The sequence below is a fragment of the Pseudomonas sp. TE36184 genome (assembly GCF_054060055.1).
Genome location: NZ_JBSSCU010000001.1, coordinates 2,259,809 through 2,285,901 on the forward strand (window position 1 = coordinate 2,259,809; position 26,093 = coordinate 2,285,901).

The window sequence follows — 26,093 nt, forward strand, 5'->3', positions numbered from 1 at the left end:
CGCTTTAGATCCCTGCCAGCGCCAGGTCCATGGCGAAGTAAGTGAAGATCAGGTCCGCGCCGGCGCGCTTGATCGAACCCAGGGTTTCCCGCACCACGCGGTCCTCATCGATCGCGCCTGCCTGAGCACCGAATTTGATCATCGCGTACTCGCCGCTGACCTGATACGCCGCCACCGGCAGGCGCGAGGCTTCGCGGATGTCACGGATGATGTCGAGGTAGGCACCGGCCGGTTTGACCATCAGCGCATCCGCGCCTTCCTGCTCGTCCAGCAGCGATTCACGCACGGCTTCGCGGCGGTTCATCGGGTTCATCTGATAGCTTTTGCGGTCTCCCTTGAGCGCGCTGCCACCCGCTTCACGGAACGGGCCGTAGAGGGCCGAAGCGAATTTGGTGGAGTAGGCCATGATCGGAATATGGGTAAAACCGGCGTCATCCAACGCCCGGCGAATCGCCTGAACCTGGCCGTCCATCGCCGCCGACGGCGCGATCACATCGGCACCGGCACGAGCCGCCGCCACGGCTTGCTTGCCGAGGTTGACCAAGGTCGCGTCGTTGTCGACATGGGCGCCATGCATCACACCGCAATGGCCATGATCGGTGTATTCGCAGAAACAGGTGTCGGACATCACGATCATTTCCGGCACGGCGTCCTTGATGATCGAAGACATGCGCGAGACCAGGCCGCGCTCCTTCCAGGTGTCGCTGCCACTGGCGTCCAGGTGGTGGGACACGCCAAAGGTCATCACCGATTTGATCCCGGCGCGGGCATAGCGCTCGATTTCCCCGGCCAGCTTTTTCTCAGGGATGCGCAACACACCCGGCATGCTGGTGATCGGTACGAAGTCGTCGATTTCTTCTTCGACGAAAATCGGCAGCACCAGATCGTTGAGGGTGAACTCGGTTTCCTGGAACAAGCTACGCAACTCCGGGGAGCGGCGCAGACGGCGTGGGCGGGCTTGAGGGAACTGGCTGGTCATGGCTGTCCTGAATAAGGCTAAAAACGTTGGGGCGAAAGCGTATGCCCCCCGACCCCGGCAGCGCAAATGCCAGGCAGGCAATAGTTTATGGCAAGGCCCACAACAATTGCATTGATCTAGAGCTGTAGACGCCCTTCGATGCACACCGCCACAGCACCGCCGACCCAGATCTCATCGCCCTGGCGCTCGATGCGGATACGCCCCGCGCGCCCCATGGCCGTGCCCTGGCTGACCACGTAACAGTTCGGTGCCAGGCCTTCGTCCAACAACCATTGGGCCACCCCGGCATTCAAGCTGCCGGTGGCCGGGTCTTCCGGGGACCCGTCGCCGGCGATGAACGCGCGCACTTCAAAGTGCGTGTCTACAGCGTCGCGTTCGGGATCGCAGGGGGCAATCACGCCCACCGCCAGACCGAGCAACTGCGAGTAATCGGGCTGCAGATCGAGCACCGCCTGGCGGTCGGCCAGCATCACCGCCAGCCAACCTGCGCCGTTGTCCACCCACTGACTGCGCACAATAGCCTCCGGCGCCAGGCCCAACCCCAGCCGCACGCGCTCCAGCAACGCTGCCTCCAGCGGGCCCGAGCGCAACAACGGCGGCGCGATGAACGCCAGCTCATCGCCTTGGCGACGGATACGCACCAGGCCGATTTCGCACTCCTGGATAATTTCCTCCCCTCGCGCAATGCCCCCCGCCTGCAACCATGCATGGCAACTGCCCAGCGTCGGGTGCCCGGCGAACGGTAGCTCCTGCAAGGTGGTGAAGATTCTTACCCGGTAGTCAGCCCGTGGATCGCGGGGCGTGAGTAAAAACGTGGTTTCGCTGAGGTTGGTCCACTTGGCGAAGTCGGCCATCTGTTGCTCGCTGAGGCTGTCGGCCCCCAGCACTACCGCCAGCGGGTTGCCTTTGAGCGACACACTGCTGAAGACATCCAGTTGTTTGAAATCGAAAGTCGGCATGGGCTCAGCTCGGAATGTTCAGGCCACGGATCACTGCCGGACGTGCGACAAAGCCGTCCAGCGCGCGCAGCACATTGGGGAAATCGGCGATGCCGACCAGGTCACCGGATTCGTAGAAACCGATCAGGTTACGGATCCACGGAAACGTCGCGATGTCCGCGATGCTGTAGTCGTCGCCCATGATCCAGGTGCGGCCCAGCAGGCGTTTTTCCAAGACGTCCAGCAAGCGCCGCGACTCGGCGACGTAGCGGTCACGCGGGCGCTTGTCTTCGTAGGCCTTGCCGGCGAACTTGTTGAAGAACCCCACCTGGCCAAACATCGGGCCGATGCCGGACATCTGGAACATCAGCCACTGAATGGTTTCATAACGTGTCGCCGGGTCTTCGGAAAGCAACTGGCTGGTTTTTTCCGCCAGGTACAGCAGGATCGCACCGGACTCGAACAGCGCCAACGGCTGACCGCCGGGGCCGTTGGGGTCGATGATCGCGGGAATCTTGTTGTTGGGGTTCAGCGACAGGAACTCGGGCGACAGCTGGTCCTGGGTCTCGAAGCTGACTTTGTGCGCCTCGTAGGGCAGGCCCAGCTCTTCGAGCATGATCGAGACTTTTACCCCGTTGGGCGTGGGCAGCGAATACAGTTGCAGGCGTTCCGGATGCTGGGCGGGCCATTTGCGGTTGATCGGGAAAGCGGCGAGTGAATTCATCGGGATATCCCTCGGCGGAAACCCCCATGATAATCATCTGCCCGGCATCCTGCATGGGTCATCATTGCGCAACATGCCCTCGCTACTCTCCCCCACGAGCGAACCAAAGTGGCCGAGTGGACTCTTAAGTGCGCTGAACGGTGAATGGAGGCACGCCTGCTAATAAGACACGGAACCCGCAGGACGCCGCGTGTGTCACTGGGGCCGGGCTTGTCCGCCTTAATCCGATGCACTGAAGACTCGAACCCAATGACAATAAAGCCTCTGTGCCTTGCGCAACGCCTCAAACGATATTCATACATCATATTACCGCTGTTGCTGGTCGGCGGCGCCCTCGACCTGACCCTGCAATCGCGCATCAGCCGCGCCGAATCGGTGGACGGCGTGCAAACCCTGGTGTTCCTGCGCCACGGCGAAAAACCCGTCGGCGGCCTGGGCCAACTCAATTGCCAGGGCCTGAACCGTGCGATGAACCTGGCTACCGTACTGCCGGAAAAGTTCGGCAAGGCCAACTTCGTCTTCGCCGCCAACCCGACGCGCAATGTCGAGGAAGGCGAAAAAGATAATTCCTACAGCTACATTCGCCCACTGATGACCATCAGCCCCAGCGCGATCAAGCTCGGCTTGCCGGTGAACATCACGTTTTCGGCGAATGACACCAGCGCCCTCGCCGACGAACTGGTGGAAAACAAGTACCACAACGCCATCATCTACACCGCCTGGTCCCACGGCTATCTGCCGGAATTGATCAACAAGGTGGCCAGCGAAGCGGTGGGCGAAAAGCACACCATCACCCAAGACTGGTCCGGCAATGACTACGACACGTTGTATGTGTTGACGCTCACCTGGCATAACGGCAAGGCCTCGCTGCTGAGCCGCAACTACAAGCAGGGCCTGAACAACGGCGAACAAACCTGCCCACCGGCGACGCAGATCAGCGCAGATATCTGAAGGATGGGCGATAGCGGCGTATGATGCGCGGCTATTGACTCATCTGCGGATCAACACCATGTCCAACCTCGTCTCCACCCAACCCAACCGGGGCTGGTCGTTCTGGTGGAAACCAGCGCTGTTCCTGCTGGTCGCCTGCATCGGCCTCTACTACGTGAAGTGGTCGCCCTACTACTTCAAGGCATTTGTCGCCGCCGACAACCACAGCATCGGCGCGTCGATTCTCAATGACCAGCAAACCTCTCCACTGGCCGCGGCGCTGGCCTACGCCCAGGTGTATTTCCTGGCGATCTGGAAAGCCGCCGTTTTGGCGGTGATCTTGGGCTCGTTGCTGCAAGTGTTGATCCCCCGCGACTGGTTGCTGCGCCTGTTCGGGCGTGCCGGGCTGGGTTCGACCCTGCGCGGCGGGCTGTTCGCGCTGCCCGGAATGATGTGCAGTTGCTGCGCGGCACCGGTGGCGGCAGGCATGCGCCGGCAGCAAGTGTCGGTGGGCGCGGCGCTGGCGTTCTGGATCGCCAACCCGGTGCTGAACCCGGCCACCCTGGTATTCATGGGGTTTGTGCTGGGCTGGGGCTTCACGGCGTTAAGGCTGGTGGCGGGGATTGTGCTGGTGGTGGGCGTGTCCCTGGTGGCCCAGCGCATCGCGCGCCCGGAACAAGTGCCGGAAGCGGCGCTGGGCGCGGTGGCCGAGGCCAGCGTGATCGAGTCGCAACCGTTTTTCAGCCGCTGGTTGCGCACCCTGTGGCAACTGTTCTGGAGCACGATCCCGGTGTATATCCTGGCAGTGCTGGTGTTGGGCGCGGCGCGGGTCTGGCTGTTTCCTCATGTGGATGGGGCGATGGCCGACAGCCTGCTGTGGCTGGTGCCGCTGGCGATTGTCGGCACGCTGTTCGTGATTCCGACCGCCGCGGAGATTCCTATCGTACAAACCATGATGACGCTGGGCATGGGCAGCGGCCCGGCCGTGGCCCTGTTGATGACCCTGCCGAGCGTGAGCCTGCCGTCGCTGTTGATGTTGCGCAAGGATTTCGACGCGCGGGTGCTGGTCACCGTGGCCGGTTTGACCATGCTGGTAGGCGTGGTCTGCGGCTTGATTGGAGCGGCGATTCTATAAGTGGCAGGCGGGGTTGAGGGCCTTATTGCAGGCAAGCATCAACCTCGCAACGCACCACGCTCGCGCAAATACTCCACCACCGCTGCCTGCTCCCCGACAAACTCGATGCGCGCGCCTTTGCTTTCACGCTGGAAGGCGTACATCGGGTCGTAGTACTCACGCAGCAACCCTTCGATCCACACCCGGTGCAGGTCCACAGCGCCGCTGCGGGTCTGTTCCGCCAGGGCGTCCTGCAGAATCGCCTGCAACCGCTGGAAACGCTCGCCGCCCAGGCGCTTGTGGATATTGGCCAGGCTCTGGGTCAGGCGCTCGCCAAACAGGACGTAGCCGGTTTCGCCAAATACCGCGATGAATTCAGCGCAAAGGTCGACCACGTAATCGCGCAGGATACGTTCGACCCGGCCTTCGACAGTGTCTTCCAGCCACACCATCGCAAAGGTCTGCATGCCCTTGTGCAACGGCAACGGCAGCGCACAACTGCCGATCATGCGGCTCTCATCCTCGACCACAAACTGCTCGACGCCGCCCGCGCGTTTTTTCAGCAGGTCCACCGCCAGGCGGTTCTCGAAGTCGATGTTGGACGGTTGCACCGTGGCCCGCTTGCCGAAGCTGGAACCGCGATGGTTGGCGTGGCCCTCCAGGTCCAGGGCGTTGCGCAGTTGGCCGAGCACTTCGGTCTTGCCAGTGCCGGTCATGCCGCCCAGCAACACGAAATCACACTCGGCGACCGCCTGTTCGACGGTCTCCAGCAAAAAACCACGCATGGCTTTGTAGCCGCCGCCGACGCGGGGGTACTCGATACCGGCTTCGGTTTTCAGCCATTGCTGCACGATCTGCGAGCGCAGCCCGCCACGAAAGCAGTACAGGTAGCCATCGGGATTGGCCTGGGCGAACCGCGCCCATTGCTCGATACGCCCGGCCTTGATCGCCCCGGACACCAGTTCGTGTCCGAGCACGATAGCCGCTTGCTGGCCCTGCTGTTTGTAGCAAGTGCCGACCCGCTGACGCTCGTCATCGGTCATCAGTGGCAGGTTGACCACGCCCGGGAACGCGCCCTTGGCGAACTCGACCGGCGCGCGGGTATCCATCATCGGCCGGTCGTTGAGGAAGATGTCGCGGTAGTCGGTGATGTCAGTCGCCATCAAAACACCTCTACCGCGTGGGTCTGTCGCTCAACCAATTCACCGATGGCCTCAAGGGTCAGGCCCAGTTCGCTGGCGACCGCATGAAACTCGGCGTCGCCCGCGGGCGTAACGGCGATCAGCAGGCCGCCGCTGGTCTGCGGGTCACACAGCACGCGCTTGTGCAGCTCCTGCAGGCGCCCGAGCTTGCTCGCGTAGCTGTCGAAGTTGCGCAAGGTGCCGCCCGGCATGCAGCCCTGGTCCAGGTAGTCCTCGATCCCGGGCAGGCGTGGGACTTTGTCGTATTCGATGCGTGCCGTCACGCCGCTGCCGTCAGCCATTTCCACCAAGTGGCCCAAAAGCCCGAAGCCGGTGACGTCGGTCATTGCCGTGACGCCGGCCAGTTTGCCGAAGCGGCTGCCAGGCTTGTTGAGGGTACACATCCAGTCACGAGCCAGGCCGATATCCGCCTCGCGCAATTTGCCCTTCTTTTCGGCAGTGGTCAGGATGCCGATGCCCAGGGGCTTGGTCAGGTACAAACGGCAGCCGACGGTGGCGGTGTCGTTGCGCTTCATATGGCGCTTTTGCACGATGCCAGTCACGGCCAGGCCGAAGATGGGCTCCGGCGCATCGATGGAGTGGCCACCGGCCAGGGGAATGCCGGCCTCGTCGCACACGGAGCGGCCGCCACGGATCACTTCGCGGGCAACCTCAGGCGCCAGGACATTCACCGGCCAGCCCAGAATGGCGATGGCCATCAACGGGTCGCCGCCCATGGCGTAGATGTCGCTGATCGCGTTGGTGGCGGCGATCCGGCCGAAGTCGAACGGGTCATCGACAATCGGCATGAAAAAATCAGTGGTGGAGACCACGCCGCGCTCGTCGTCGATGGCGTACACCGCCGCATCATCCCGCGAGGCGTTGCCCACCCACAGGTTGGGGTCAAGGTTCTGTGCGCCGCTGCCGGCGAGGATCACTTCCAATACCTGGGGCGAAATCTTGCAGCCACACCCCGCGCCATGGCTGTACTGGGTAAGGCGAATCGGCTCGTTCATGGTGGACCTCAAGCTATCAAGTGCGCGGATTCTAACAGACGGCAAAAAGCCGGCGGGGCTCTTACGAGCACAGCCGGCCTTTTTGGGGTGCTGCGATTACTGGCGGGCGGCCAGCAACCGCTTGTGGCGGTTGCGCCGGGCGATGTTCAAGCACTCGATCGCCGCCGAGAACGCCATGGCCGCATACACGTAGCCTTTTGGCACATGGGCGCCGAAGCCTTCGGCGATCAGGGTCATGCCGATCATGATCAGGAAGCCCAGGGCCAGCATCACCACGGTCGGGTTGTCGTGGATGAACTTGGCCAGCGGTTCAGCCGCCACCAGCATCACGATGACCGAGGTCACCACGGCAACGATCATGATCGGCAAATGCTCGGTCATGCCCACGGCGGTGATGATGCTGTCGATGGAGAACACCAGGTCGAGCATCAGGATCTGGCCGATGGCCGCAGCAAAGCCTATGGACACGGCATTGCCGCTGCTGGCCTTCTCTTCAGGCTCCGGGTCCATGCTTTGATGGATCTCGGTGGTTGCCTTCCAGACCAGGAACAGGCCGCCGGCGATGAGGATCATGTCCTTCCACGAAAACGCCTGGCCGAGGATCTCAAACACTGGCGTGGTCAACTGCACGATGAACGCAATGGTGCTCAACAGGCCCAGGCGCAACACCAACGCCATGCTGATGCCGATGCGCCGCGCCTTGGCCCGGTGCTGCTCGGGCAATTTGTTGGTGAGGATCGAGATAAAGATCAGGTTATCGATGCCCAGCACGATTTCCATCACGATCAAGGTCGCCAGTGCGACCCAGGCGGTGGGGCTGGCGGCCAGTTGTACAAGGTAGTCCATAGATCAATCCTGACGTTGTGCTGGGAAATTAGGCTTCTTTACGCGTCGATTCAGACTCGTTTTGCGGCTGATCGTCTTTTTTCTGCGGACTGATCAGGCCTTGGGTCGCTTCACTCAACGCCTGCTCGGCGGCCTTGTGGGTGTCATCGATCACTTGCTTGGCCGATTCGCTGGCCTTGCCCATCACCTGCTGTGCGCTTTTTTCGACCTGATCACAACCGCTGACCACTACTAATGAAAGCGCAAGCAACGATGCCGCGCCCAGAGAATTGAGTTTCATGATGTTTTCCTCATTAGAACCATTGGGTCCAAATAGTGGCCCCTCGATAGCGATGCATTCTATGCAGGGGAACACTTCAGGAAAATTCGTATTTTTCTCGCGTATACTTCGGTTTTAACGAAGTGTAGGCCGGCATGCTCAATTACCGACAATTGCATTACTTCTGGGTGGTGGCCAAGACCGGCAGCATCGTGCGCGCCTGTGAGCAACTGAACCTCACACCCCAGACCATCAGCGGGCAGATCAGTCTGCTCGAGCAAACCTTCGGTATCGCCCTGTTTCAGCGGGTCGGCCGTCAGCTCGAGCTGACCGAAGCCGGGCGCCAGGCGTTGCCCTATGCCGAGCAGATGTTCCAGACCGGCAACGAGTTGGAGGCGATGTTGCGCGCCCAGCCGAATGAGCAGCAGATTCTGTTTCGCGTCGGGGTGGCGGATGTGGTGCCCAAATCCATCGTCTACCGGCTGATCGCGCCGACCATGGAGCTCAGCGAGCCGATCCGCATCACCTGCCGCGAAGACAAACTCGAACGCCTGCTCGCCGACCTGGCGATCCAGCGCCTCGACCTGGTGATTTCCGACAGCCCCATGCCCACGCATCTGGACATCAAAGGCTACAGCCAGAAGTTGGGTGAATGCGGCATCAGTTTTTTCGCTACCCAAGCATTGGCTGACCGACACCGCGGCGTTTTCCCACAGTGTTTACAGGGCGCGCCGCTATTGATTCCGGGGGCGGAGACCGTGGTGCGCAGCCGCTTGCTGCGCTGGTTTGCCGAGCAACAGATCCAACCGAAGATCATCGGCGAGTTCGACGACAGTGCCTTGATGCAGGCATTCGGCCAATCCGGCAGCGGGATCTTTATCGCCCCCAGCGTGATCGCCGATGAGGTGGTGCGCCAGTACGGCGTCGCGCTGATTGGCCAGACCGAGGCAGTGACCGAATCGTTCTATGCGATTTCGGTGGAACGCAAGGTCAAGCACCCCGGCATCGTGGCGATTACCGAAGGCGCCAGGCGAGAACTGTTCACCGCCCTGCCCTGAGGGTTCAAGCGCCAGTCGGCAGCGGTTTGGCGCTCATCAGCCACAGCGCCAGCAGCATCGACACCAGGATGAACCCGGACGCAGCCAGGCCCAGGCTGGCCAGGCCGAGGGTGTCGATCACATGCCCACCGACCAAGGCGCCGAGACCGATACCGAGGTTTCCACCGGCAATATTCAGCGACGCGGCAAACGCCGGCGCATGCGGCGCAGCCTTCATCAGCCGCACATGGCTGACCAGGAACATCGCCGCCTGGGTCACGCCCCACACGGCCATCGCCGCCGCCAGGCCGATGGTGGAGTGAATCGCCGGCACCAACGCGACCATGCCGCCGATCATGAACCCGCAGAACACCATCGACGCAATCAAGGGGTGGCGATCCACCGCGCGGCCGCCCAGGGAGTTGCCGATCAACCCGACTGCGCCAAAGCCCATCAGGCACCAGCCGACCAGCGTGCCGTCGAAGCCGGCCAGGCGTTCAAGGATGTCGGCCAGGTAGGTGTAGGCGGTGAACATGCCGCTGAAGACCAGGATCGACAGCAGGATATGCCCCTGCATCAACGGGCTGCGCAACAGCTTGAATTGCGAGCGCAACGTCACCTGCGCGTTCTTCGCCTGTGTCACCGGCAGGTAGACAAACAGCAGCAGCGCCTTGGCCAAGGCAATCACCGCGAGGACCGCAAACGCGCTGCGCCAGCCGAACATATCGGAAATCAACGTGCCCACCGGAATGCCGAAGACGGTGGCGCAGACGATCCCGAAGCCGATCTTCTCGATGGCGCGACCGGCGTATGCCGGGCCGACGATGTCCACCGCCGTTTCACTGGCCAGCGCCCAGAACACCGGCAAACCCAACGCCGGAATCAAGCGCGCCAGGGACATCACCCAGATATTCGGCGCCAGCGCCGCCACACCATTGGCCACGGCGAACATGATCAAAATCGTGATGAACAGGCGCTTGCGCTGGAACCGCGCGCAGTAGGCCGTGAGAAACGGGCCGAACGCCGCCACGGTGAACGCAAACAGCGTCACCAGCAGGCCGGCCTGGGACACGCTGACATTCAGGTCCCGGGCAATCGACGGCAACAGGCCGACGATAATGAATTCTGTGGTCAGCACGGTAAAACCGGCGGCCGACAGCAGCAGGATGGGAAACAGCATGAAAACTCCAGAAACGACGACATCAACGAAAGCCCGGAGGCCCGCTGACGAAGAAGAAAGATGAGAGACGGCGATATTAACAGGATCTGTGCGAATTGGCCGCAAATGGGTGACGGAATGTCGCATCAACAGGGACATTTCCTACAGCATGATAGACTCCGCGCCCGCTTCCTACAGCGCGCTCCACCTGCAATGCTGCGTCCTACTAAAAAAACCAGAGACAACCGTTTATGACTGCTGCCCCTTCCCTTTTCCAACGACTCACGCGCGTCAGCCTGGTCACGCAAATCGTCATCGGCCTGATCGCCGGCATTCTGCTCGCCTTCGTGTCGCCCGACGCCGCCAGGGCCACCGGTTTCATTGGCAAAGTGTTTGTCACCGCGCTGAAGGCCGTGGCGCCGATCCTGGTGTTCGTGCTGGTGATGGCGTCGATCGCCAACCACAAACACGGCCAGGAAACCCACATCAAGCCGATCCTGTTCCTCTACCTGCTAGGCACCTTCGCGGCCGCCGTGGTTGCAGTGATCGCCAGCACGCTGTTTCCCTCGCCGCTGGTGCTCGCCACCCACGACGCCACCGTGAGCGCCCCCGGCGGCATCGGCGAGGTGTTGCAGAGCCTGTTGCTGAGCGTGGTGGACAACCCGGTGAGCGCGCTGATGAACGCCAACTTTATCGGCATTCTGGCCTGGGCCATCGGCATGGGCATCGCGATTCGCCATGCCGGCGAAACCACCCGCACGGTGCTCGATGACCTGTCCAACGGCGTGACCTTGATCGTGCGCGTGGTGATCCGCTTCGCGCCCCTGGGGATTTTCGGCCTGGTGGCCTCGACCCTGGCCACCTCCGGCTTCGGCGCCCTGCTCGGTTACGCCCACCTGTTGGTGGTGCTGATCGGCTGCATGCTGTTCGTGGCGCTGGTGATCAACCCGGCCATCGTGTTCTGGAAACTGCGCCGCAACCCCTACCCACTGGTATTGATGTGCCTGCGCGAAAGCGGCATCACGGCATTCTTCACCCGCAGTTCGGCGGCGAACATTCCGGTGAACCTGGCGTTGAGCAAACGCCTGGGCCTGCATGAAGACACCTACTCGGTGTCGATCCCGCTGGGTGCCACCATCAACATGGCGGGTGCGGCGATCACCATCACCGTGTTGACCCTGGCCGCCGTACACACCCTGGGCATCGTCGTAGACCTGCCCACCGCCGTGCTGCTCAGCGTGGTCGCCGCCATTTGCGCGTGCGGTGCGTCGGGCGTGGCCGGCGGTTCGCTGCTGCTGATCCCGCTGGCGTGCAGCCTGTTCGGCATCTCCAGCGATATCGCCATGCAGGTGGTGGCCGTAGGTTTCATCATCGGTGTGTTGCAGGACTCGGCGGAAACCGCGCTCAACTCGTCCACCGATGTGCTGTTTACTGCGGCGGCGTGCCTGGGCAAGGAAGAGCAGCCGGTTTAAACAGTGCTCGCAAAAAAGCCCGGGGCCGTTCACAGCGGAACGACCCCGGGCTTTTTTATTTTATGCGCTCAGTACACGGTTATTCAGAAAGCGCCCATGTAATCACGCTTGCCCACTTCCACACCGTTGTGACGCAACAGCGCGTAGGCGGTGGTGACGTGGAAGAAGAACTGCGGCAGGCCGTAGGTCAGCAGGTAGGACTGGCCGCTGAAGCGCTTCTCTTTCGGCGTGCCTGGGCGAGTGATGATCTCGATGCCTTCTTTGCCGTCGATTTGCTCGGGCTTGATGCTGTCCATAAACGCCAGGACCTTGGCGATCAGCGCTTGCAGGTCGGCGAAGGTCACTTCGTTGTCTTCGTATTTCGGCACTTCGATCTCGGCCAGGCGCGCGGAAACGCCCTTGGCGAAGTCGACGGCGATCTGCACCTGGCGCACCAGTTGGAACATGTCCGGGAACAGGCGCGCTTGCAGCAAGGCGTTGGGTTCGATGTTCTTCGCGGTGGCGTGGGCTTCGGCTTTGTCCAGCACACCGCTCAGGGCGGTGAGCATTTGCTTGAAGACTGGGACGGAAGCGGCGTACAGGGAAATAGTCATGACAGTCTCATCGGTAAGGGCTGGGTTGGAACCAGCAGCGATTATAGCCATGCCGGCAGCTTGTCTTTTATTTTTTCAGGATTAGGCTAGTGCGTTCACTGCATAGGGAAAGCGCGATGACCGCTGAGCACGATACCGACACCCCTGAGCCGCGCCTGAACAGCACGGAAATCCGCATCCTGGGCTGCCTGATCGAAAAACAGGCGACCAACCCGGAAACCTACCCCCTGACCCTCAACGCGCTGGTGCTGGCGTGCAACCAGAAGACCAGCCGCGAGCCGGTGATGAACCTCAGTCAAGGCCAGGTCGGCCAAAGCCTGCGCGTGCTGGAAGGCCAGGGTTTCACCCGCCTGGTCATGGGCAGCCGCGCCGACCGCTGGGAACACCGGGTCGACAAGGCGCTGGAATTGGTGCCGGCCCAGGTGATCCTGACCGGGCTGCTGTTTCTGCGTGGGCCGCAGACGGTCAACGAACTGCTGACCCGCAGCGGGCGCATGCATGACTTCGAAGACGCCGACCAGGTCGTACACCAGTTGGAACGCCTGATTGCGCGGGGGCTGGCCGTGCTGGTGCCGCGCCAGGCGGGGCAACGCGAGGATCGCTATACCCACGCGCTGGGCGACCCGGCGGATATCGAGGCGATTATCGCGGCGCGCGGCAACCCGGTGGAACGCGGGGCCGGCGGGGTCTCAGTCGAGCGCGTCGAAGAGCTGGAAGCGCGGATTGCCGCGCTCGAAGAACGGCTGGCACAGCTGGAACAGGCCTGACACGCTCAACCCCCTGTAGGAGCCGGCTTGCCTGCTCCTACAGGTGATTGGCCGCGCTGTTCAGCCTCGCGCAAACGCGACGGCGCTTTCGAACTGTTCCTGGGTCGGCCGCACCCCGGTGTACAACACAAACTGCTCCAGCGCCTGGATCGCGATCACTTCCAGCCCGGTGATCACGCGCTTGCCTTGGGCACGTGCGCGCACGATCAACGGTGTTTCCGCCGGGATCGCCACCACATCGAACACAGTCTGCGCCTGGTCCACCGCGTCAGCCTCGAAAGCCAACTGATCGGCCTCGGCCCCGCCGCTCATGCCGATCGGCGTGACGTTGATCAACATCTGCGGGCGCAGATCGCCCAGTTGCGCCTGCCATTGATAACCCAGGCTCTGCGCCAGCGCCCTGCCCGCCGCTTCGTTACGCGCCACGATCACGCCATTGGCATACCCGCCGTCGCGCAGGGCGCTGGCCACGGCTTTGGCCATGCCGCCGCTGCCGCGCAGGGCAAAGGTCGAATCTGTCGGCACTGCATGCTTTTTCAACAGTTGCGCGATGGCGATGTAGTCGGTGTTGTAGGCCTTGAGATGGCCGGCCGTGTTGACGATGGTGTTCAGGGACGCGATGGCTTTGACCGAACTGTCCAGTTCGTCCACCAGGGCAATACTGGCCTCCTTGAACGGCATCGACACCCCGCAACCGCGAATCCCCAACGCCCGGATACCGCCGATCGCGCCGGCTAAATCCTGGCTGCTGAAGGCTTTATAGTAGAAATTCAGACCCAGTTGTTCATACAAATGGTTATGAAATCGCAGGCCGAAATTCCCGGGACGCGCCGACAGTGACATGCACAGTTGGGTATCCTTGTTGGGGTGCATCTGCATGGGTAACTCCTTGAAGTAAGCAAATCGGTACAGACCTTACACAATCTTTACCAATCGGCCGTGCTGTTTTTCAGAAATACGTTGTCTTAAAAGTATCCCCGCGACATTACTTGAGCCAATTGATTGCAGGCCACAAGCGCAGGGGCTAACCGAGGAATGACCATGATTCGTAAAATCCCCAAGATCGCCTTGCTTATCGGTGCACTCGCTATGGCAGGCCAAGCCTCCGCCCACGGTGGTGGATGGGGTGGTCCGGCCGTCTTGGGTGCGTTAGTCGGCGCCGCCGTCGTAGGCTCCGTGGTTGCCAGCCAACCGCGTGAAGTCTATGTGCAGCAGCCGGTGTATGTGCAACCGCAACCGGTTTACGCCGCACCGCCGCCTGTGTACTACGCACCACCGCCGCCGGTGTATGTGCAACAAGAAGTCTATTACCGCCCGGCGCCGGTGTATTACGGGCCACCGCGTGGCTATTACGGCCACCCCCACGGCTACTATGGTCGCGGTTGGTAAGCTTGAACCGATCTGCCTGAACCGGCCTCGCCCACCCGCGGGGCCTTTTTTTGCATGGCGTTTTATCGCACCTCGCGCGGATTGATCGTACCAAGGTCGTTATAAGGACAATGGCCGAGTCGTAATCCCACATCATCGAAGCCGAAAGTCTACTTGCCCGACCGGGTCTCGCGCTGTCATGTTTGTGTCACGACTCACTTTCACTATCCCACCTCTGAACCCGATAACAACAAGGACGGCTGACCATGCCCACGCAAAACCCACACCACGTAGCCGGACTCTGTACGTCCAGCAAGGTCTACAGCGCACTGACCGAACTCAAGCACCTGGAAGGCCACCGCAGCGCAAAATTCCTCGCACTGCTGACCGAAAGCCTGGTGCGCAAAGGCCTGCTCAATGAGCAAGAAGTGGTACACATGCTCGATCAAGTGGTGGAGTGACGCCTGGCGTTGATGTCGACTATCAAGCCGGGTGATTTTTCCTCGACGCTGGCACCCCGTAAGGTGACCCTCATAGCGATTGGAGGTCCATATGCCCACTATTCAGATCATGTCCGTCATCGGCAGCGCCGTTCCTGCCCCCCTGCGCAAGCTGGGTGTACTCGCCTGCTGGTACCTGATGCACGATGGCGAACCCGTCAGCGGCCCGCTCACCTCGTTATCGGCTGCCGAGCAACAAGCGGCAACCTTCAGGCTGCGCGCCTGAGGCCTAGGGCAACGGCAACTTGAGCCGCGGCTTGCTTTCGACAAACAACGCCCAGCTGGACATGAACAACGCCGCCACCAGCGGCCCGATCACAAAGCCGTTGAGGCCGAACACCGACAAGCCGCCCAGGGTCGAGATCAGAATCAGGTAGTCCGGCATCTTGGTGTCCTTGCCCACCAGAATCGGGCGCAGCACGTTATCCACCAGGCCGATGACGAACACACCGAACAGGCTCAGCACCACGCCTTGCCAGATCGCCCCGCTCAGCAGGAAGTACGCCGCCACCGGCCCCCACACGATCCCCGCGCCCACCGCCGGCAGCAGCGACAAAAACGCCATCAGCACCGCCCAGAGCAACGCGCTGGGAATGTCCAGAAACCAGAAGATCAAACCGCCCAACGCGCCTTGGGTCACGGCAACCAACACGTTGCCCTTGACCGTGGCGCGCACCACGCGGTTGAACTTGAGCTGCAGGCGGCGCTTTTGCGGCTCGGCCAGCGGCACCGCCGTGCGGACTTTTCGCACCAGCTCCGGGCCGTCACGCAGCAGGAAAAACAGCAGATACAGCATGATGAAAAAACTCACCAGGAAATCGAACGTGCCCTGGCCAAAGCTGAACGCCTGACTGGCGAAGAACTGGCTGCCCTGCATCGCACTTTTGACGATTTTCTCGCGCAGGCTTTCCAGGTTGCCCATGCCGAAGCGGTCCAGAAGGTGCTGAAAATAAGGTGGCAGGAAGTTCTTGAACTGTTCGATATACCCGGCCACGTCCAGCTTGCCGCTTTCGACATTTTTGTACAGCGTGGCCCCCTCCTGCACCAGCAACGCGCTGGTGATGATCACCGGCAGAATCGCAATCACCAGGCACACCGTCAGGGTGGCCAGGGAGGTCAGGTTGCGGTTCCAGCCTGATTTCACCTGCAGGCGCCGCTGCATCGGGGCAAAGATGATGCCCAGGATGACCGCCCAGAACACCGCGCCGTAAAACGGCAGCAATATCCAGATAAAGGCAACGGTCACCAGGGCCAGCAGTAACAGCAGAGTCTTGAATTGCAGGTTGGTTTGATTCATGTCCGATCCAGGTCAAAAAGCCGGGCGCGCGCTTGCGTCCACGTGCTTAGTCCGTCGCAAATCCCGGGAGTGCCTTTTTTGTTGCAGCAAGCGTAGACCTGGATCAATAAATCCCTGCACGCGTTCGGCTACGCTCGCGGCCTTTTGGGCCCCACTCCCCATGTCTCTCGTCCTTGCACCCGAACTGCTCGCCCCCGCCGGCACCCTGAAAAACATGCGCTACGCCTTCGCCTACGGCGCCGATGCGGTATACGCCGGCCAGCCGCGCTACAGCCTGCGCGTGCGCAACAACGAATTCGACCACGCCAACCTGGCCCTGGGCATCGAGGAAGCCCATGCACTGGGCAAGCGTTTCTACGTGGTGGTCAACATCGCGCCGCACAACGCCAAGCTGAAGACCTTCCTCAAGGACCTGGCCCCGGTGATCGCCATGGGCCCGGATGCGTTGATCATGTCCGACCCCGGGCTGATCATGCTGGTGCGTCGCCACTTCCCGATGATGCCCATCCACTTGTCGGTGCAGGCCAATACCGTGAACTGGGCCAGTGTGGAATTCTGGCAACAGCAGGGCATCTGCCGGGTGATCCTGTCGCGGGAATTGTCCTTGGAAGAGATCGGCGAAATCCGCGAGCAAGTGCCGGCCATGGAGCTGGAAGTGTTTGTCCACGGCGCGTTGTGCATGGCCTATTCCGGGCGCTGCCTGCTCTCCGGCTATATGAACAAGCGCGACGCCAACCAAGGCACCTGCACCAATGCCTGCCGCTGGAAATACCAGGCCACGCCGGCGGTGGAAAACGTCACCGGCGATATCGTCCAGGAATATCAGCCGGAACCCACACTGGGCATTGGCGCGCCGACCGATCAGGTGTTCCTGTTGCAGGAGGCCAACCGCCCGGATGAACAGATGCCCGCCTTCGAAGACGAGCACGGCACCTACATCATGAACGCCAAGGACCTGCGCGCGGTGCAGCATGTGGAGCGCCTGACCCGCATGGGCGTGCATTCGTTGAAGATCGAAGGCCGCACCAAGTCCCACTTCTACTGCGCGCGCACCACCCAGGTGTATCGCCAGGCCATCGATGACGCCGTGGCCGGTCGCGAATTTGACCGCAACCTGATGACCAATCTGGAGTCACTGGCCCAACGCGGCTACACCGAAGGTTTCCTGCGCCGCCATGTACACGACGAGTACCAGAACTACCAGAACGGCAGTTCGGTGTCGGAACGTCAGCAGTTCGTCGGCGAATTGACCGGCGAGCGCCGGGGCGAGCTGGCGGAGGTCAAGGTGAAGAACCGCTTTGCGGTGGGCAATCACCTGGAACTGATGACCCCCGCCGGCAACTTTCACTTCGACCTGGCCACCCTGCACAACGCCAAGGGCGAAGCCATCGAGGTGGCGCCGGGGGATGGGCACACGGTGTATGTGCCCTTGCCGGCGCAGATGGATCTGCGTTTCGGCCTGTTGATGCGCGACGTCGAGTAACCCCCCTCAGATCCTGAACTGGGCCACCAGTTGGCCCAAGCGCTGGCCGAGGTCGGCCAGGCTGCGCGACGTCTGGGCGCCCAACTGGGTTTCATCGGCCACGCTGTCCACCGCCACGGCAATCTGATGCACGCTGCGGTTGATCTCTTCGGCCACGGCGGTCTGTTCTTCGGCGGCGCTGGCAATTTGCGCGTTCATCGAGTTGATGGTGCCGATCAACTGCGCCATGGTGTCCAGCGACGCCCCGGCTTCGTTGGCTTGGGCCGAGGTGCCGTCCCCGGCATCGCTGGAGCGGCGCATGGCCTCCACGGCGGCGACGGTGCCTTTTTGCAGGCGGTCGATCATGCCCTGGATTTCCTGGGTGCTGGTCTGGGTACGACTGGCCAGGGCACGCACTTCGTCGGCGACCACGGCAAAGCCGCGACCGGCCTCCCCCGCCCGCGCCGCTTCGATCGCGGCGTTAAGGGCCAACAGGTTGGTCTGCTCGGCAATCGAGCGGATAACGCCGAGCACGCTGACAATCGACGACACATCCTGCTGCAAGCTGTCGAGGGACACGCCGCTGCTGCGGATATCGTTCACCAACGCATGGATCTGCGCGATGCTGCCGTCCACCACGCGCTTGGCAGCCTGGCCCTCGGCGTCGGTCTGTTGCGCAGCCACGGAAGCGCCTTGGGCACTGCGCGCCACTTCCTGGGCGGCGGAAGACATTTGATTGATCGCGGTGGCCACCTGGTCGGTCTCGTGACGCTGACGCTCCATGGCCTGCTCCGAACGCTGCGCCTGGTCGGACACCTGGCCCACCAGCCCGGTGAGTTGCGCGGTCATTTCGGTGATCTGGCGCACCAAACCGTGGATCTTTTCGACAAACCGGTTGAAGGCCCCAGCCAGATCGCCCAGCTCATCCTGGCTGGTGATAGCCAGGCGCCGCGTCAGGTCGCCCTCACCGGCAGCGATATCGTCGAGGTTGGCTTTCATCAGGTGCAGCGGACGCAGGATGGTATTGGCCAGGACCATGCCCGCCGCCGCAATCACCAGCAGCACCAGCACGGCCACACCGAAGATACTCAGCAATACGCCCTCCATGCGCTTCTTGACCTTGGCCTCGACCACCGCCACCTGGGCATCGATGCCATCCAGGTTGACCGAGGTGCCGATGACCATGTCCCACTTGGGCAGGTATTCGGTGTAGCCAAGCTTGGGCACCAGTTCGGTCTGGCCGGGCTGGGTCGAGCTGTATTGCAGGTAGTGGGTGCCGTCCTTGCCGACCTTGACCAGGTCGCGGTTGACGTAGACGCCATTCGGGTCGCGGTTGTCCTTGAAGCTCTTGCCCACGCCGTCCGGGCTGTTGCCCTTGAACAGGCGGATGGTTTCGGAGTCGTAGCCGAAGAAGTAGCCATCCTTGCCGTAGCTGGTATTGGACAGCAGCTTGACCACCTCGGCACGCGCCGCCGTATCGCCCGGGGCGGCGGCGTCGTAGAGCGGTTTGATGGTGGTCATGGCCACTTCCACATAGCTCTGCAGAGTGGCCTTGGCGGCGTCGAGCAAGTGCTGGCGGGTCTCATCCACCTCGTTGCGCGCTTGCCCCTTGAGGATCCACACCGTGGTCAGGCTGATCACCAACGCAAACAACAGCACCGGCACTATGGCCAGGCACAGGACTTTGACCTTCAGGCTCAGACGCATGGCTTTTCTCTCTTATTAGTGGCGGCTTGAGAGGTTAACGGCCAGTTGCGCGGATTCTGTAGGACGACCTCGTCAGAGCGTCATCGCCGCCACCCAGCCAAACACCAGCAGCGGGATGTTGTAATGCAGGAACGTCGGCACCACGGTGTCCCAGATATGGTGGTGCTGGCCGTCGATATTCAGGCCGGAGGTCGGGCCCAGGGTCGAGTCCGACGCCGGCGAACCGGCATCGCCCAAGGGCGCCGGCCGTGCCGACGATGCACACAATGGCCAGCGGGCTGAAGCCCAGTTGCACACACAGCGGCACGAAAATCGCGGCCAGGATCGGCACCGTGGAAAACGACGAACCGATGCCCATGGTCACCAGCAGCCCCACCAGTAACATCAGCAACGCCCCGATTCCACGGCTATGGCCGATGAACGCCGCCGACGTTTCCACCAGCGAGCGCACGTCTCCGGTGGCCTTGAGCACTTCGGCGAAGCCTGAAGCGGCGATCATGATGAAGCCGATCATCGCCATCATCTTCATGCCTTCGGTGAACAGGTCGTCGGTCTCGCGCCAGCGCACAATGCCCGATACCGAGAAAATCAAAAACCCGGCCAGGGCGCCGATGATCATCGAGTCCAACCACAACTGAATGATGAACGCCGAGGCGATCGCCAGGCCGGCCACCAGCAGGGTCAGTGGGTTGTATTGCACCGCGACCTGTTCGACCCGCTCGATTTTCTCCAGGTCGTACACGCGCTTTTTACGGTAGCTGACAAACACCGCCACCAGCAGGCCGACCACCATGCCCAGCGCCGGCAGGCCCATGGCGTGGGTCACGTTGACCTGGCTGATGTCCACGCCGCTCTTGGCCACGTTGGCCAGCAGGATCTGGTTGAGAAAGATGTTGCCGAAGCCCACCGGCAGGAACATGTAGGGCGTGATCAAACCGAAAGTCATCACGCAGGCGATCAGGCGACGGTCCAGTTGCAGTTTGGTCAGCACGTACAGCAACGGCGGCACCAGCAGCGGGATAAACGCGATATGAATCGGCAGGATGTTTTGCGAGGCGATCGCCACCACCCACAGCAGGCCGATCAGTAGCCATTTGACATGGCTGCCGCCGCTGGCTTCCTGGCGATCGACCAGCAGCAACGCCTTGTCCGCCAGGGCATGGGCCAGGCCGGACTTGGCAATCGCCACCGCGAAAGCGCCGAGCAATGCGTAGGACAAAGCCACTGTCGCGCCACCACCCAGCCCACCGTTGAAGGCCTGGAGCGTGGCGTCGATGCCCAGGCCACCGGTCAGCCCGCCCACCAGGGCGCCGACGATGATGGCGATGACCACATGCACGCGGGACAAGCTGAGCACCAGCATGGTGCCGACCGCGGCGATGACTGCGTTAATCATGGTTACCTCAAGCAAAAAACAAAATACAGGCATGCCCGCACCGGCATGACTGCCGGTGTGCAGGCTGGAAGGAGGTCTTATTAGAGGGCGCGCACTTTGCAGCAGGCGCGGTCGCATGTCAAAAAACGACGTCGCTTTCAAATTTAAATTGAACGTTTGAATAAAGAAAAAAATACAGCCGCCGATATAAAGGCTCTCTATGTTTTCAGGTAAAGGATGCTCCGCGATGTCCCTCAGACAGCTGTCCATTCAATGGAAAATCACCCTGCTCGCCGGCCTCTGCCTGCTGGGGATCGTGACCCTGCTGGTGGGTCTGTCGCTGTATCGCATGGAACAGAGTTCGCAGCAGGTCAAAGCCTCCAGCATGCACATGCTCGACGAAGCGGCCCAGGCGCGTATCGAAGCCCAGGGCGAAGCGCAGGCGCTGGGCATCCGCCAGCAGTTCATGGATGCCTATCAATACGGTCACGGGTTTTCCCGCCAGGTGCTGTTCCTGCGCGAACAGGCAGAAAAGCGCTTCCTTGACGCCTTCGACACCCGTGAAGACTTGACCCGCCAGGTCAAGGCCGCCTTGCAGGCCAACCCCGACCTGCTCGGCTTGTCCCTGGTGTTCGAAGCCAATGCCCTGGACGGCAAGGACGAGCTGTTCGTCAACCAGCCAGAGCTGGGCAGCAACGACAAAGGCCGATTCGCCCTCTATTGGTCACAGCCGACGCCCGGCAAACTCACCGCCATGTCGCTGCCCGAAAGCGACATGTCCGACACCAGCATCGGCCCGAGTGGAGAAAAGGCCAACGCCTGGTTCACCTGCCCGCGCACCACCCTCAAACCGTGTGTGATCGAACCGTACTTCTATGTCATCGACGGCCAAAACGTACTGATGACCAGCCTCGTGTTCCCGCTGATAGTGAATGGCAAAGTCATCGCCTCGCTGTCGGTGGACATCAACCTCAACAGCCTGCAGGCGGTGAGCCAGCAGGCGAGCCACACGCTGTATGACGGCCAGACCCAGGTCAGCATTCTCAGCGCCACCGGCTTGCTGGCCGGCTATAGCCCGGATGCGAGCAAGCTCAGCCAGCGCCTGGACCAGGTCGACACCGCCAGCGGCGCGCAATTGCTCAGCGCCCTGGCCGGCAGTACGCGGATCAGCAGCCTGCGTGCCGACCATCGACTCAAGGTCCTGGCACCGTTCACGCCGATCCCCGGCGGCAAGCCGTGGGGCGTGTTGCTGGATGTGCCGGAAAAAATCCTGGTGGGCCCGGCCGAAGCGCTCAAGGCGCAACTGGACGCCGACAACGCCCGCGGCACCCTGCTCGAGTTGAGCCTGGGCCTGCTCGCCGCCGTGATCGGCCTGGGACTGGTGTGGCTGATGGCGCGCAGCGTGACCCGGCCGATCCTGAGCGTGGCGCACATGCTCGAAGACATCGCCAGCGGCGAAGGCGACCTGACCCGCCGCCTGGACTACGCCAAACAGGACGAGCTGGGGCAACTGGCCGGCTGGTTCAACCGCTTCCTCGACAAACTGCAGCCGATCATCGCCGAGGTCAAACGCTCGGTGCAGGACGCCCGCGGCACCGCCGACCAATCCGCCGCGATCGCCAGCGAAACCAGCGCTGGCATGGAGCAGCAATACCGCCAGGTCGACCAGGTGGCCACCGCCTCCCATGAAATGAGCGCCACCGCCCAGGACGTCGCCCGCAGTGCGGCTCAGGCCGCCCAAGCCGCACGCGATGCCGACCAGGCCACCCGTGACGGCCTGCAGGTGATCGACCGCACCACCACCAACATCGGCCATCTGGCGGCGGACATGAGCACCGCCATGGCCCAGGTTGAAGGCCTGGCGACCAACAGTGCGCAGATCGGCTCGGTGCTCGAAGTGATTCGCGGCATCGCCGAGCAGACCAACCTGCTGGCCCTCAACGCCGCCATCGAAGCCGCCCGGGCCGGTGAGGCCGGCCGTGGGTTTGCCGTGGTCGCCGACGAAGTGCGCAACCTGGCGCGTCGTACCCAGGAGTCGGTGGAAGAAACCCGCCTGGTGATCGAGCAACTGCAAAGCGGCACCACCGATGTGGTCGGCGCCATGGGCAACAGCTATCGCCAGGCCCAGAGCAGCGTCGAACAAGTCGGCGAGGCGGTCACCGCCCTGCGCCAGATCGGCGCCGCAGTCACAGTGATCAGCGACATGAACCTACAGATCGCCAGCGCCGCCGAAGAGCAAAGCGCAGTGGCCGAGGAGATCAACAGCAACGTGGCGACAATCCGCGATGTCACCGAGTCGCTGTCAGAACAGGCCAACGAATCGGCGCGCGTCAGCCAGGCGTTGAACCACCTGGCCAATCAGCAACAGGGGTTGATGGATCATTTCCAGGTGTGAGTGACCGACACCGACTCTGAAGGAAATCCAATGTGGGAGGGGGCTTGCCCCCGATTGCAGTGGGTCAGTCAAAGGCTACATCGACTGATTCACCGCTATCGGGGGCAAGCCCCCTCCCACACTTTTGATCGGCTGGTCATCGCCAGGCCATGATTAATACATGTAAACGATGTCTCCGGTTTCAAACGTAAAGGATGTCTCCGGTCTGTACCGGGGTAAGCCCCCTCCCCCCATTTTTGATCGACCTCAGCGTTTGGGCAGTTCGATCAGCACCCTGAGCCCGCCCAGTTGGCTTTCCTGCAACTGCAACACCCCGCCCCACACCTCAACGATATCGCGCACGATTCCCAGGCCCAGGCCATGGCCGTCGGTCTGCTCGTCCAGGCGCGTACCACGGCTGAACACCCGGTCGTGTTGGGCTTCGGGAATGCCGGGGCCGTCGTCTTCCACCGCCAGCAGGTAACTGTGCGGCGTCTCGCCGATGCTCAGGCGCACCTGCGCATCCGCCCATTTGCAGGCGTTGTCCAGCAGGTTGCCGAGCAGCTCCAGCAGGTCTTCGCGGTCCCAGGGCAATTGCAGGCCAGGGACGGCGTGGTGGCTCAAGTCCAGGTGGTCGCCGTGGACCATGTTCAGGGTCGCCAGCAGGCCCGGCAGTTCGTTCGCGCAATCAAACAAGGCGCCCGGCAGGGTGTCGCCGGCCAGGCGTGCGCGGTTGAGTTCGCGGTCGAGGCGTTGTTGCACCTGTTCTAGCTGTTCGCGCAGCAGCGTGCGCAAGCGCGGCTGATCCTTGAGCGCTTCGCTCGACGCCGCGCTCAACAGCACCGACAGCGGGGTTTTCAGCGCGTGGCCGAGGTTGCCCAGGGCATTGCGTGAACGCTTGAGGCTGTCTTCAGTGTGGGCCAGCAGGTGGTTGATCTGCGCCACCAACGGTTCCAGCTCCTGCGGCACCTGGGTGTCGAGTTGCGAGCGCTGGCCCTGTTGCAGCTGGGCGATCTGGTTGCGCGCAACTTCCAGCGGGCGCAAGGCGCGACGGACCGTGACCCGTTGCAGGATCAACACCAGCAACAGGGCCGCCACCCCCAGCACCAGGCCGATCTGACGCATCAGCCGAAAGCTTTCGCGCACGGGCGTGTAGTCCTGGGCCACGCTGATGGAAATCAATTGGCCGAAGCGCTTGTAGTCCGAGCGCAGTACCAACAGTTGCTGGCCTTCCGGCCCCAGCTGCAGATTGCCCTTGAGCCCGGCCGCGGGCAGGCGTGGCAGCTCCTGGTCCCACAACGAGCGGGAGCGCCAGTGGATGTCGGCGAAATCGATACGGAAATAATGCCCCGAGAACGGCCGCTGATAGGCCGGCGCCAGGCGTTGCTCGTCGAGTTGCACGCCATTCGGCCCGCGCACCAGCGCCACCAGCAGGTTCTCGCTGTCGTTGCGCAGGCCGGCCTCCAAATAGCGCTGCAAACCGGCTTCGAACAACCACAGGCTGGTTTGCGCCAGCACCACGCCGACCACCACCATCACGCTGATCAGCCCCAGGCTCAGGTGCCGCTGGATCGACTTCATGCAGGACTGGCGCCGAACCGGTAACCCTGGCCGCGCCGGGTCTCGATCACGCTGCGGCCCAATTTGCGGCGCAGGTGGTTGACGTGGACTTCGAGCACATTCGAATCGCGCTCGGTCTCACCGTCATACAAATGCTCGGCCAGATGGCTTTTCGACAGGATCTGTTGCGGGTGCAACATGAAATAGCGCAGCAAGCGAAACTCGGCGGCGGTCAGCTGGATTTCGTCGCCGTCGCGCAGCACGCATTGGCGCCCTTCATCCAGGTGCAGGCCGGCCGCTTGCAAGGTCGGCTGGTTGGCCTGGCCATGGGAACGGCGCAACAGCGCCTGGACACGCAGGTGCAGTTCTTCGGGGTGAAACGGTTTGCTCAGGTAATCGTCGGCGCCGGCCTTGAGCCCTTCGATGCGCTCGGCCCAGGAATCGCGCGCGGTGAGGATCAGCACCGGGGTGGCCAGCGCGGCCGCGCGCCATTGCGCCAACACCTCGAGCCCGGGCAAGCCGGGCAGGCCGAGGTCGAGGATGATCAAGTCATAGGGTTCGCTGCGGCCCTGGTACGCGGCATCGCGCCCATCGGCCAGCCAATCGACGGCATAGCCCTGGCGCTGCAGGCCGGCCAGCAGTTCATCGGCCAGCGGTACGTTGTCTTCCACCAACAGCAGGCGCATCAGTCTTCCTCGTCTTTGATCAGCGCACCGCTGGTGGCGTCGAGTTTGATCTCGCGCACCACACCGTCGGTCGTCACCAGTTCCACTTCATAGGCATATTGCTCGTCCTTTTTCTCAAGCTCCGCTTCCAGCAGCCGCGAGCCGGGGTGGCGCGCCATGGCCTGCTGCAACAGTTGCTCGAGCGGCAGGATCACCCCCTGCTGGCGCAGTGCCAAGGCTTCGTCCTGGTTGAGGTCGCGGGCTGACAGGCTTGAGCAAAACGCCAGGAGCACCAGCCCCGCCCAGCCAGCGGCGCGTCGATATACCTTCATTACGTATCCTGATGATTCTTGAGCACATGCCCGGTGAGCGCGTCCAATTCAACCTCCCATTCGATGCCGTCGACATCCTCCAGTTCGACCTCGTAGAGGTACTTGCCGTAGACCTCGTCCAGGTCGGTGTCCAGCAGGGTCGAACCGGGATGCAAGGCCAGGGCCGTAGCGTCCAGCTGATCGAAGGCGACAATAGTAACAGTGCCGGGCCCGCGGAGTGACTTGTCGGGGTCGGCTGCCAGGGCCTGTGCCGCCAAAGAGGCCGCGCACCCGGCGGCGACCAGCATTGTAAGACGCTTCATGCTGAGTCTCCGTTTCACGATATTTGTCCTACACCCGCCAGGGTATCCGTGGCAACTTAACTGAAACTGAATTGCCACCATGGCAATTCGCGTCACCCGCGTTTTCCTTCACCCGACGAGATTTTCTATACTGCCC

The 26,093-nt window shown here is 62.2% G+C and carries 26 protein-coding genes and 3 pseudogenes; 11 read left to right on the forward strand and 18 right to left on the reverse strand.

All coding sequences use genetic code 11. From position 1 onward, the window contains the following. Positions 1–4: 4 nt before the first annotated feature. The 3 genes from hemB to ACVWZP_RS09820 form a co-directional block, all read right to left on the reverse strand. The gene (hemB, locus tag ACVWZP_RS09810; protein ID WP_017847039.1) at positions 5–979 is read right to left on the reverse strand and encodes a porphobilinogen synthase; all 975 of its coding nucleotides are present in this window, start codon (positions 977–979) and stop codon (positions 5–7) included. Positions 980–1,095: 116 nt separating this feature from the next. Then, on the reverse strand, positions 1,096–1,938 hold the full coding sequence (locus tag ACVWZP_RS09815; protein WP_046384026.1) for a PhzF family phenazine biosynthesis protein: 843 nt from the start codon (positions 1,936–1,938) through the stop codon (positions 1,096–1,098). 4 nt (positions 1,939–1,942) lie between these two features. Continuing rightward, a complete protein-coding gene (locus tag ACVWZP_RS09820) occupies positions 1,943–2,641 on the reverse strand; it encodes a glutathione S-transferase N-terminal domain-containing protein (protein WP_276197385.1) in 699 nt (232 codons plus the stop codon). A gap of 249 nt (positions 2,642–2,890) precedes the next feature. On the opposite strand from ACVWZP_RS09820, the gene ACVWZP_RS09825 reads away from it, so the two are divergent. Together ACVWZP_RS09825 and ACVWZP_RS09830 are read left to right on the forward strand one after the other, a co-directional pair. Continuing rightward, positions 2,891–3,592, forward strand: coding sequence for a hypothetical protein (locus tag ACVWZP_RS09825; protein ID WP_026140035.1), 702 nt, complete (start codon positions 2,891–2,893; stop codon positions 3,590–3,592). 58 nt (positions 3,593–3,650) lie between these two features. Continuing rightward, positions 3,651–4,706 carry a permease gene (locus ACVWZP_RS09830; RefSeq protein WP_026140034.1) on the forward strand — a complete coding sequence of 352 codons (1,056 nt, stop codon included), beginning with the start codon at positions 3,651–3,653 and terminating at the stop codon, positions 4,704–4,706. 38 nt (positions 4,707–4,744) lie between these two features. On the opposite strand, the gene mnmH is transcribed toward ACVWZP_RS09830, so the two are convergent. The 4 genes from mnmH to ACVWZP_RS09850 form a co-directional block, all read right to left on the reverse strand. Next, positions 4,745–5,848, reverse strand: coding sequence for a tRNA 2-selenouridine(34) synthase MnmH (mnmH, locus tag ACVWZP_RS09835; protein ID WP_017847034.1), 1,104 nt, complete (start codon positions 5,846–5,848; stop codon positions 4,745–4,747). Further along, entirely contained in the window at positions 5,848–6,882 is a 1,035-nt protein-coding gene (gene selD / locus ACVWZP_RS09840) for a selenide, water dikinase SelD (protein WP_108525653.1), read from the reverse strand. Before selD ends, mnmH begins: the two co-directional genes overlap by 1 nt. A 96-nt stretch (positions 6,883–6,978) precedes the next feature. Next, positions 6,979–7,728, reverse strand: a complete 750-nt coding sequence (locus tag ACVWZP_RS09845) for a TerC family protein (protein WP_017847032.1) — start codon at positions 7,726–7,728, stop codon at positions 6,979–6,981. Between the two features lie 28 nt (positions 7,729–7,756). Next, the gene (locus ACVWZP_RS09850) at positions 7,757–8,008 is read right to left on the reverse strand and encodes a hypothetical protein (protein ID WP_017847031.1); all 252 of its coding nucleotides are present in this window, start codon (positions 8,006–8,008) and stop codon (positions 7,757–7,759) included. A 134-nt stretch (positions 8,009–8,142) separates the two neighbouring features. On the opposite strand from ACVWZP_RS09850, the gene nhaR reads away from it, so the two are divergent. Continuing rightward, positions 8,143–9,045 (forward strand): transcriptional activator NhaR, encoded by a 903-nt coding sequence (nhaR, locus tag ACVWZP_RS09855; RefSeq protein ID WP_017847030.1) that lies wholly within the window; start codon positions 8,143–8,145, stop codon positions 9,043–9,045. A 4-nt stretch (positions 9,046–9,049) separates the two neighbouring features. Here the strand turns inward: nhaR and ACVWZP_RS09860 are convergent, their stop codons facing one another. After that, positions 9,050–10,204: an MFS transporter gene (locus ACVWZP_RS09860; RefSeq protein ID WP_046483161.1), complete on the reverse strand. Its 1,155-nt coding sequence runs from the start codon at positions 10,202–10,204 to the stop codon at positions 9,050–9,052. Positions 10,205–10,434: 230 nt separating this feature from the next. Between ACVWZP_RS09860 and sstT the strand changes: the two genes are divergently transcribed. Then, positions 10,435–11,655: a serine/threonine transporter SstT gene (gene sstT / locus ACVWZP_RS09865; protein ID WP_108525655.1), complete on the forward strand. Its 1,221-nt coding sequence runs from the start codon at positions 10,435–10,437 to the stop codon at positions 11,653–11,655. Between the two features lie 83 nt (positions 11,656–11,738). Here the strand turns inward: sstT and ACVWZP_RS09870 are convergent, their stop codons facing one another. Beyond that, a complete protein-coding gene (locus ACVWZP_RS09870; RefSeq protein WP_017847025.1) occupies positions 11,739–12,248 on the reverse strand; it encodes a DUF1993 domain-containing protein in 510 nt (169 codons plus the stop codon). Positions 12,249–12,364: 116 nt separating this feature from the next. Between ACVWZP_RS09870 and ACVWZP_RS09875 the strand changes: the two genes are divergently transcribed. Continuing rightward, the gene (locus ACVWZP_RS09875) at positions 12,365–13,015 is read left to right on the forward strand and encodes a YceH family protein (RefSeq protein WP_301556000.1); all 651 of its coding nucleotides are present in this window, start codon (positions 12,365–12,367) and stop codon (positions 13,013–13,015) included. Positions 13,016–13,075: 60 nt separating this feature from the next. Here ACVWZP_RS09875 and ACVWZP_RS09880 read toward each other — a convergent pair whose 3' ends face one another. Next, positions 13,076–13,894, reverse strand: coding sequence for a shikimate 5-dehydrogenase (locus tag ACVWZP_RS09880; protein WP_301555999.1), 819 nt, complete (start codon positions 13,892–13,894; stop codon positions 13,076–13,078). A gap of 156 nt (positions 13,895–14,050) precedes the next feature. Here ACVWZP_RS09880 and ACVWZP_RS09885 point away from each other — a divergent pair, with 156 nt between their 5' ends. The 3 genes from ACVWZP_RS09885 to ACVWZP_RS09895 all read left to right on the forward strand — a co-directional run bounded on the left by ACVWZP_RS09885 (position 14,051) and on the right by ACVWZP_RS09895 (position 15,109). After that, positions 14,051–14,404, forward strand: coding sequence for a hypothetical protein (locus tag ACVWZP_RS09885; RefSeq protein ID WP_046384035.1), 354 nt, complete (start codon positions 14,051–14,053; stop codon positions 14,402–14,404). A gap of 245 nt (positions 14,405–14,649) precedes the next feature. Beyond that, on the forward strand, positions 14,650–14,844 hold the full coding sequence (locus ACVWZP_RS09890; RefSeq protein WP_017847021.1) for a hypothetical protein: 195 nt from the start codon (positions 14,650–14,652) through the stop codon (positions 14,842–14,844). A 91-nt stretch (positions 14,845–14,935) separates the two neighbouring features. Further along, positions 14,936–15,109, forward strand: a complete 174-nt coding sequence (locus ACVWZP_RS09895) for a hypothetical protein (RefSeq protein ID WP_017847020.1) — start codon at positions 14,936–14,938, stop codon at positions 15,107–15,109. A gap of 3 nt (positions 15,110–15,112) precedes the next feature. Here ACVWZP_RS09895 and ACVWZP_RS09900 read toward each other — a convergent pair whose 3' ends face one another. Then, positions 15,113–16,180 (reverse strand): AI-2E family transporter, encoded by a 1,068-nt coding sequence (locus ACVWZP_RS09900; RefSeq protein ID WP_017847019.1) that lies wholly within the window; start codon positions 16,178–16,180, stop codon positions 15,113–15,115. Between the two features lie 160 nt (positions 16,181–16,340). Here ACVWZP_RS09900 and trhP point away from each other — a divergent pair, with 160 nt between their 5' ends. Continuing rightward, positions 16,341–17,663 (forward strand): prephenate-dependent tRNA uridine(34) hydroxylase TrhP, encoded by a 1,323-nt coding sequence (gene trhP, locus ACVWZP_RS09905; RefSeq protein ID WP_079443293.1) that lies wholly within the window; start codon positions 16,341–16,343, stop codon positions 17,661–17,663. 6 nt (positions 17,664–17,669) lie between these two features. Here trhP and ACVWZP_RS09910 read toward each other — a convergent pair whose 3' ends face one another. From ACVWZP_RS09910 to ACVWZP_RS09920, 3 genes and pseudogenes are all read right to left on the reverse strand, one after another. Continuing rightward, positions 17,670–18,491 carry a methyl-accepting chemotaxis protein gene (locus tag ACVWZP_RS09910; protein ID WP_370737509.1) on the reverse strand — a complete coding sequence of 274 codons (822 nt, stop codon included), beginning with the start codon at positions 18,489–18,491 and terminating at the stop codon, positions 17,670–17,672. A 36-nt stretch (positions 18,492–18,527) separates the two neighbouring features. Continuing rightward, positions 18,528–19,349: pseudogene (locus ACVWZP_RS09915) on the reverse strand (cache domain-containing protein); the annotation flags it as partial. Between the two features lie 72 nt (positions 19,350–19,421). After that, a pseudogene (locus ACVWZP_RS09920) lies at positions 19,422–20,742 on the reverse strand (Na+/H+ antiporter family protein). A gap of 1,372 nt (positions 20,743–22,114) precedes the next feature. On the opposite strand from ACVWZP_RS09920, the pseudogene ACVWZP_RS09925 reads away from it, so the two are divergent. Next, positions 22,115–22,261 (forward strand): annotated as a pseudogene (locus tag ACVWZP_RS09925) (HAMP domain-containing protein); the annotation flags it as partial. A gap of 102 nt (positions 22,262–22,363) precedes the next feature. Continuing rightward, positions 22,364–23,119, forward strand: a complete 756-nt coding sequence (locus tag ACVWZP_RS09930; protein ID WP_370737510.1) for a methyl-accepting chemotaxis protein — start codon at positions 22,364–22,366, stop codon at positions 23,117–23,119. Positions 23,120–23,365: 246 nt separating this feature from the next. Here the strand turns inward: ACVWZP_RS09930 and ACVWZP_RS09935 are convergent, their stop codons facing one another. Genes ACVWZP_RS09935 through ACVWZP_RS09950 form a run of 4 tightly spaced genes read right to left on the reverse strand, consistent with a single transcriptional unit; the run spans position 23,366 to position 25,957 of the window. Continuing rightward, positions 23,366–24,679, reverse strand: coding sequence for a sensor histidine kinase (locus ACVWZP_RS09935; protein ID WP_457369712.1), 1,314 nt, complete (start codon positions 24,677–24,679; stop codon positions 23,366–23,368). Then, complete coding sequence (locus tag ACVWZP_RS09940; protein WP_046384042.1) at positions 24,676–25,344, reverse strand: response regulator transcription factor; 669 nt, start codon at positions 25,342–25,344, stop codon at positions 24,676–24,678. The genes ACVWZP_RS09935 and ACVWZP_RS09940 overlap by 4 nt, the downstream gene beginning before the upstream one ends. Continuing rightward, positions 25,344–25,655, reverse strand: a complete 312-nt coding sequence (locus ACVWZP_RS09945; protein WP_017847012.1) for a PepSY domain-containing protein — start codon at positions 25,653–25,655, stop codon at positions 25,344–25,346. Before ACVWZP_RS09945 ends, ACVWZP_RS09940 begins: the two co-directional genes overlap by 1 nt. Beyond that, positions 25,655–25,957: a PepSY domain-containing protein gene (locus tag ACVWZP_RS09950; protein ID WP_057004898.1), complete on the reverse strand. Its 303-nt coding sequence runs from the start codon at positions 25,955–25,957 to the stop codon at positions 25,655–25,657. Before ACVWZP_RS09950 ends, ACVWZP_RS09945 begins: the two co-directional genes overlap by 1 nt. Between the last annotated feature and the right edge of the window lie 136 nt (positions 25,958–26,093).

What these genes read in the sequence shown, in the direction of transcription:
- hemB (WP_017847039.1), bottom strand. Translation starts at nt 979, where the DNA reads ATGACCAGCCAGTTCCCTCAAGCCCGCCCACGCCGTCTGCGCCGCTCC.
- ACVWZP_RS09815 (WP_046384026.1), bottom strand. Translation starts at nt 1,938, where the DNA reads ATGCCGACTTTCGATTTCAAACAACTGGATGTCTTCAGCAGTGTGTCG.
- ACVWZP_RS09820 (WP_276197385.1), bottom strand. Translation starts at nt 2,641, where the DNA reads ATGAATTCACTCGCCGCTTTCCCGATCAACCGCAAATGGCCCGCCCAG.
- ACVWZP_RS09825 (WP_026140035.1), top strand. Translation starts at nt 2,891, where the DNA reads ATGACAATAAAGCCTCTGTGCCTTGCGCAACGCCTCAAACGATATTCA.
- ACVWZP_RS09830 (WP_026140034.1), top strand. Translation starts at nt 3,651, where the DNA reads ATGTCCAACCTCGTCTCCACCCAACCCAACCGGGGCTGGTCGTTCTGG.
- mnmH (WP_017847034.1), bottom strand. Translation starts at nt 5,848, where the DNA reads ATGGCGACTGACATCACCGACTACCGCGACATCTTCCTCAACGACCGG.
- selD (WP_108525653.1), bottom strand. Translation starts at nt 6,882, where the DNA reads ATGAACGAGCCGATTCGCCTTACCCAGTACAGCCATGGCGCGGGGTGT.
- ACVWZP_RS09845 (WP_017847032.1), bottom strand. Translation starts at nt 7,728, where the DNA reads ATGGACTACCTTGTACAACTGGCCGCCAGCCCCACCGCCTGGGTCGCA.
- ACVWZP_RS09850 (WP_017847031.1), bottom strand. Translation starts at nt 8,008, where the DNA reads ATGAAACTCAATTCTCTGGGCGCGGCATCGTTGCTTGCGCTTTCATTA.
- nhaR (WP_017847030.1), top strand. Translation starts at nt 8,143, where the DNA reads ATGCTCAATTACCGACAATTGCATTACTTCTGGGTGGTGGCCAAGACC.
- ACVWZP_RS09860 (WP_046483161.1), bottom strand. Translation starts at nt 10,204, where the DNA reads ATGCTGTTTCCCATCCTGCTGCTGTCGGCCGCCGGTTTTACCGTGCTG.
- sstT (WP_108525655.1), top strand. Translation starts at nt 10,435, where the DNA reads ATGACTGCTGCCCCTTCCCTTTTCCAACGACTCACGCGCGTCAGCCTG.
- ACVWZP_RS09870 (WP_017847025.1), bottom strand. Translation starts at nt 12,248, where the DNA reads ATGACTATTTCCCTGTACGCCGCTTCCGTCCCAGTCTTCAAGCAAATG.
- ACVWZP_RS09875 (WP_301556000.1), top strand. Translation starts at nt 12,365, where the DNA reads ATGACCGCTGAGCACGATACCGACACCCCTGAGCCGCGCCTGAACAGC.
- ACVWZP_RS09880 (WP_301555999.1), bottom strand. Translation starts at nt 13,894, where the DNA reads ATGCAGATGCACCCCAACAAGGATACCCAACTGTGCATGTCACTGTCG.
- ACVWZP_RS09885 (WP_046384035.1), top strand. Translation starts at nt 14,051, where the DNA reads ATGACCATGATTCGTAAAATCCCCAAGATCGCCTTGCTTATCGGTGCA.
- ACVWZP_RS09890 (WP_017847021.1), top strand. Translation starts at nt 14,650, where the DNA reads ATGCCCACGCAAAACCCACACCACGTAGCCGGACTCTGTACGTCCAGC.
- ACVWZP_RS09895 (WP_017847020.1), top strand. Translation starts at nt 14,936, where the DNA reads ATGCCCACTATTCAGATCATGTCCGTCATCGGCAGCGCCGTTCCTGCC.
- ACVWZP_RS09900 (WP_017847019.1), bottom strand. Translation starts at nt 16,180, where the DNA reads ATGAATCAAACCAACCTGCAATTCAAGACTCTGCTGTTACTGCTGGCC.
- trhP (WP_079443293.1), top strand. Translation starts at nt 16,341, where the DNA reads ATGTCTCTCGTCCTTGCACCCGAACTGCTCGCCCCCGCCGGCACCCTG.
- ACVWZP_RS09910 (WP_370737509.1), bottom strand. Translation starts at nt 18,491, where the DNA reads ATGACCGCGCAACTCACCGGGCTGGTGGGCCAGGTGTCCGACCAGGCG.
- ACVWZP_RS09930 (WP_370737510.1), top strand. Translation starts at nt 22,364, where the DNA reads ATGGAGCAGCAATACCGCCAGGTCGACCAGGTGGCCACCGCCTCCCAT.
- ACVWZP_RS09935 (WP_457369712.1), bottom strand. Translation starts at nt 24,679, where the DNA reads ATGAAGTCGATCCAGCGGCACCTGAGCCTGGGGCTGATCAGCGTGATG.
- ACVWZP_RS09940 (WP_046384042.1), bottom strand. Translation starts at nt 25,344, where the DNA reads ATGCGCCTGCTGTTGGTGGAAGACAACGTACCGCTGGCCGATGAACTG.
- ACVWZP_RS09945 (WP_017847012.1), bottom strand. Translation starts at nt 25,655, where the DNA reads ATGAAGGTATATCGACGCGCCGCTGGCTGGGCGGGGCTGGTGCTCCTG.
- ACVWZP_RS09950 (WP_057004898.1), bottom strand. Translation starts at nt 25,957, where the DNA reads ATGAAGCGTCTTACAATGCTGGTCGCCGCCGGGTGCGCGGCCTCTTTG.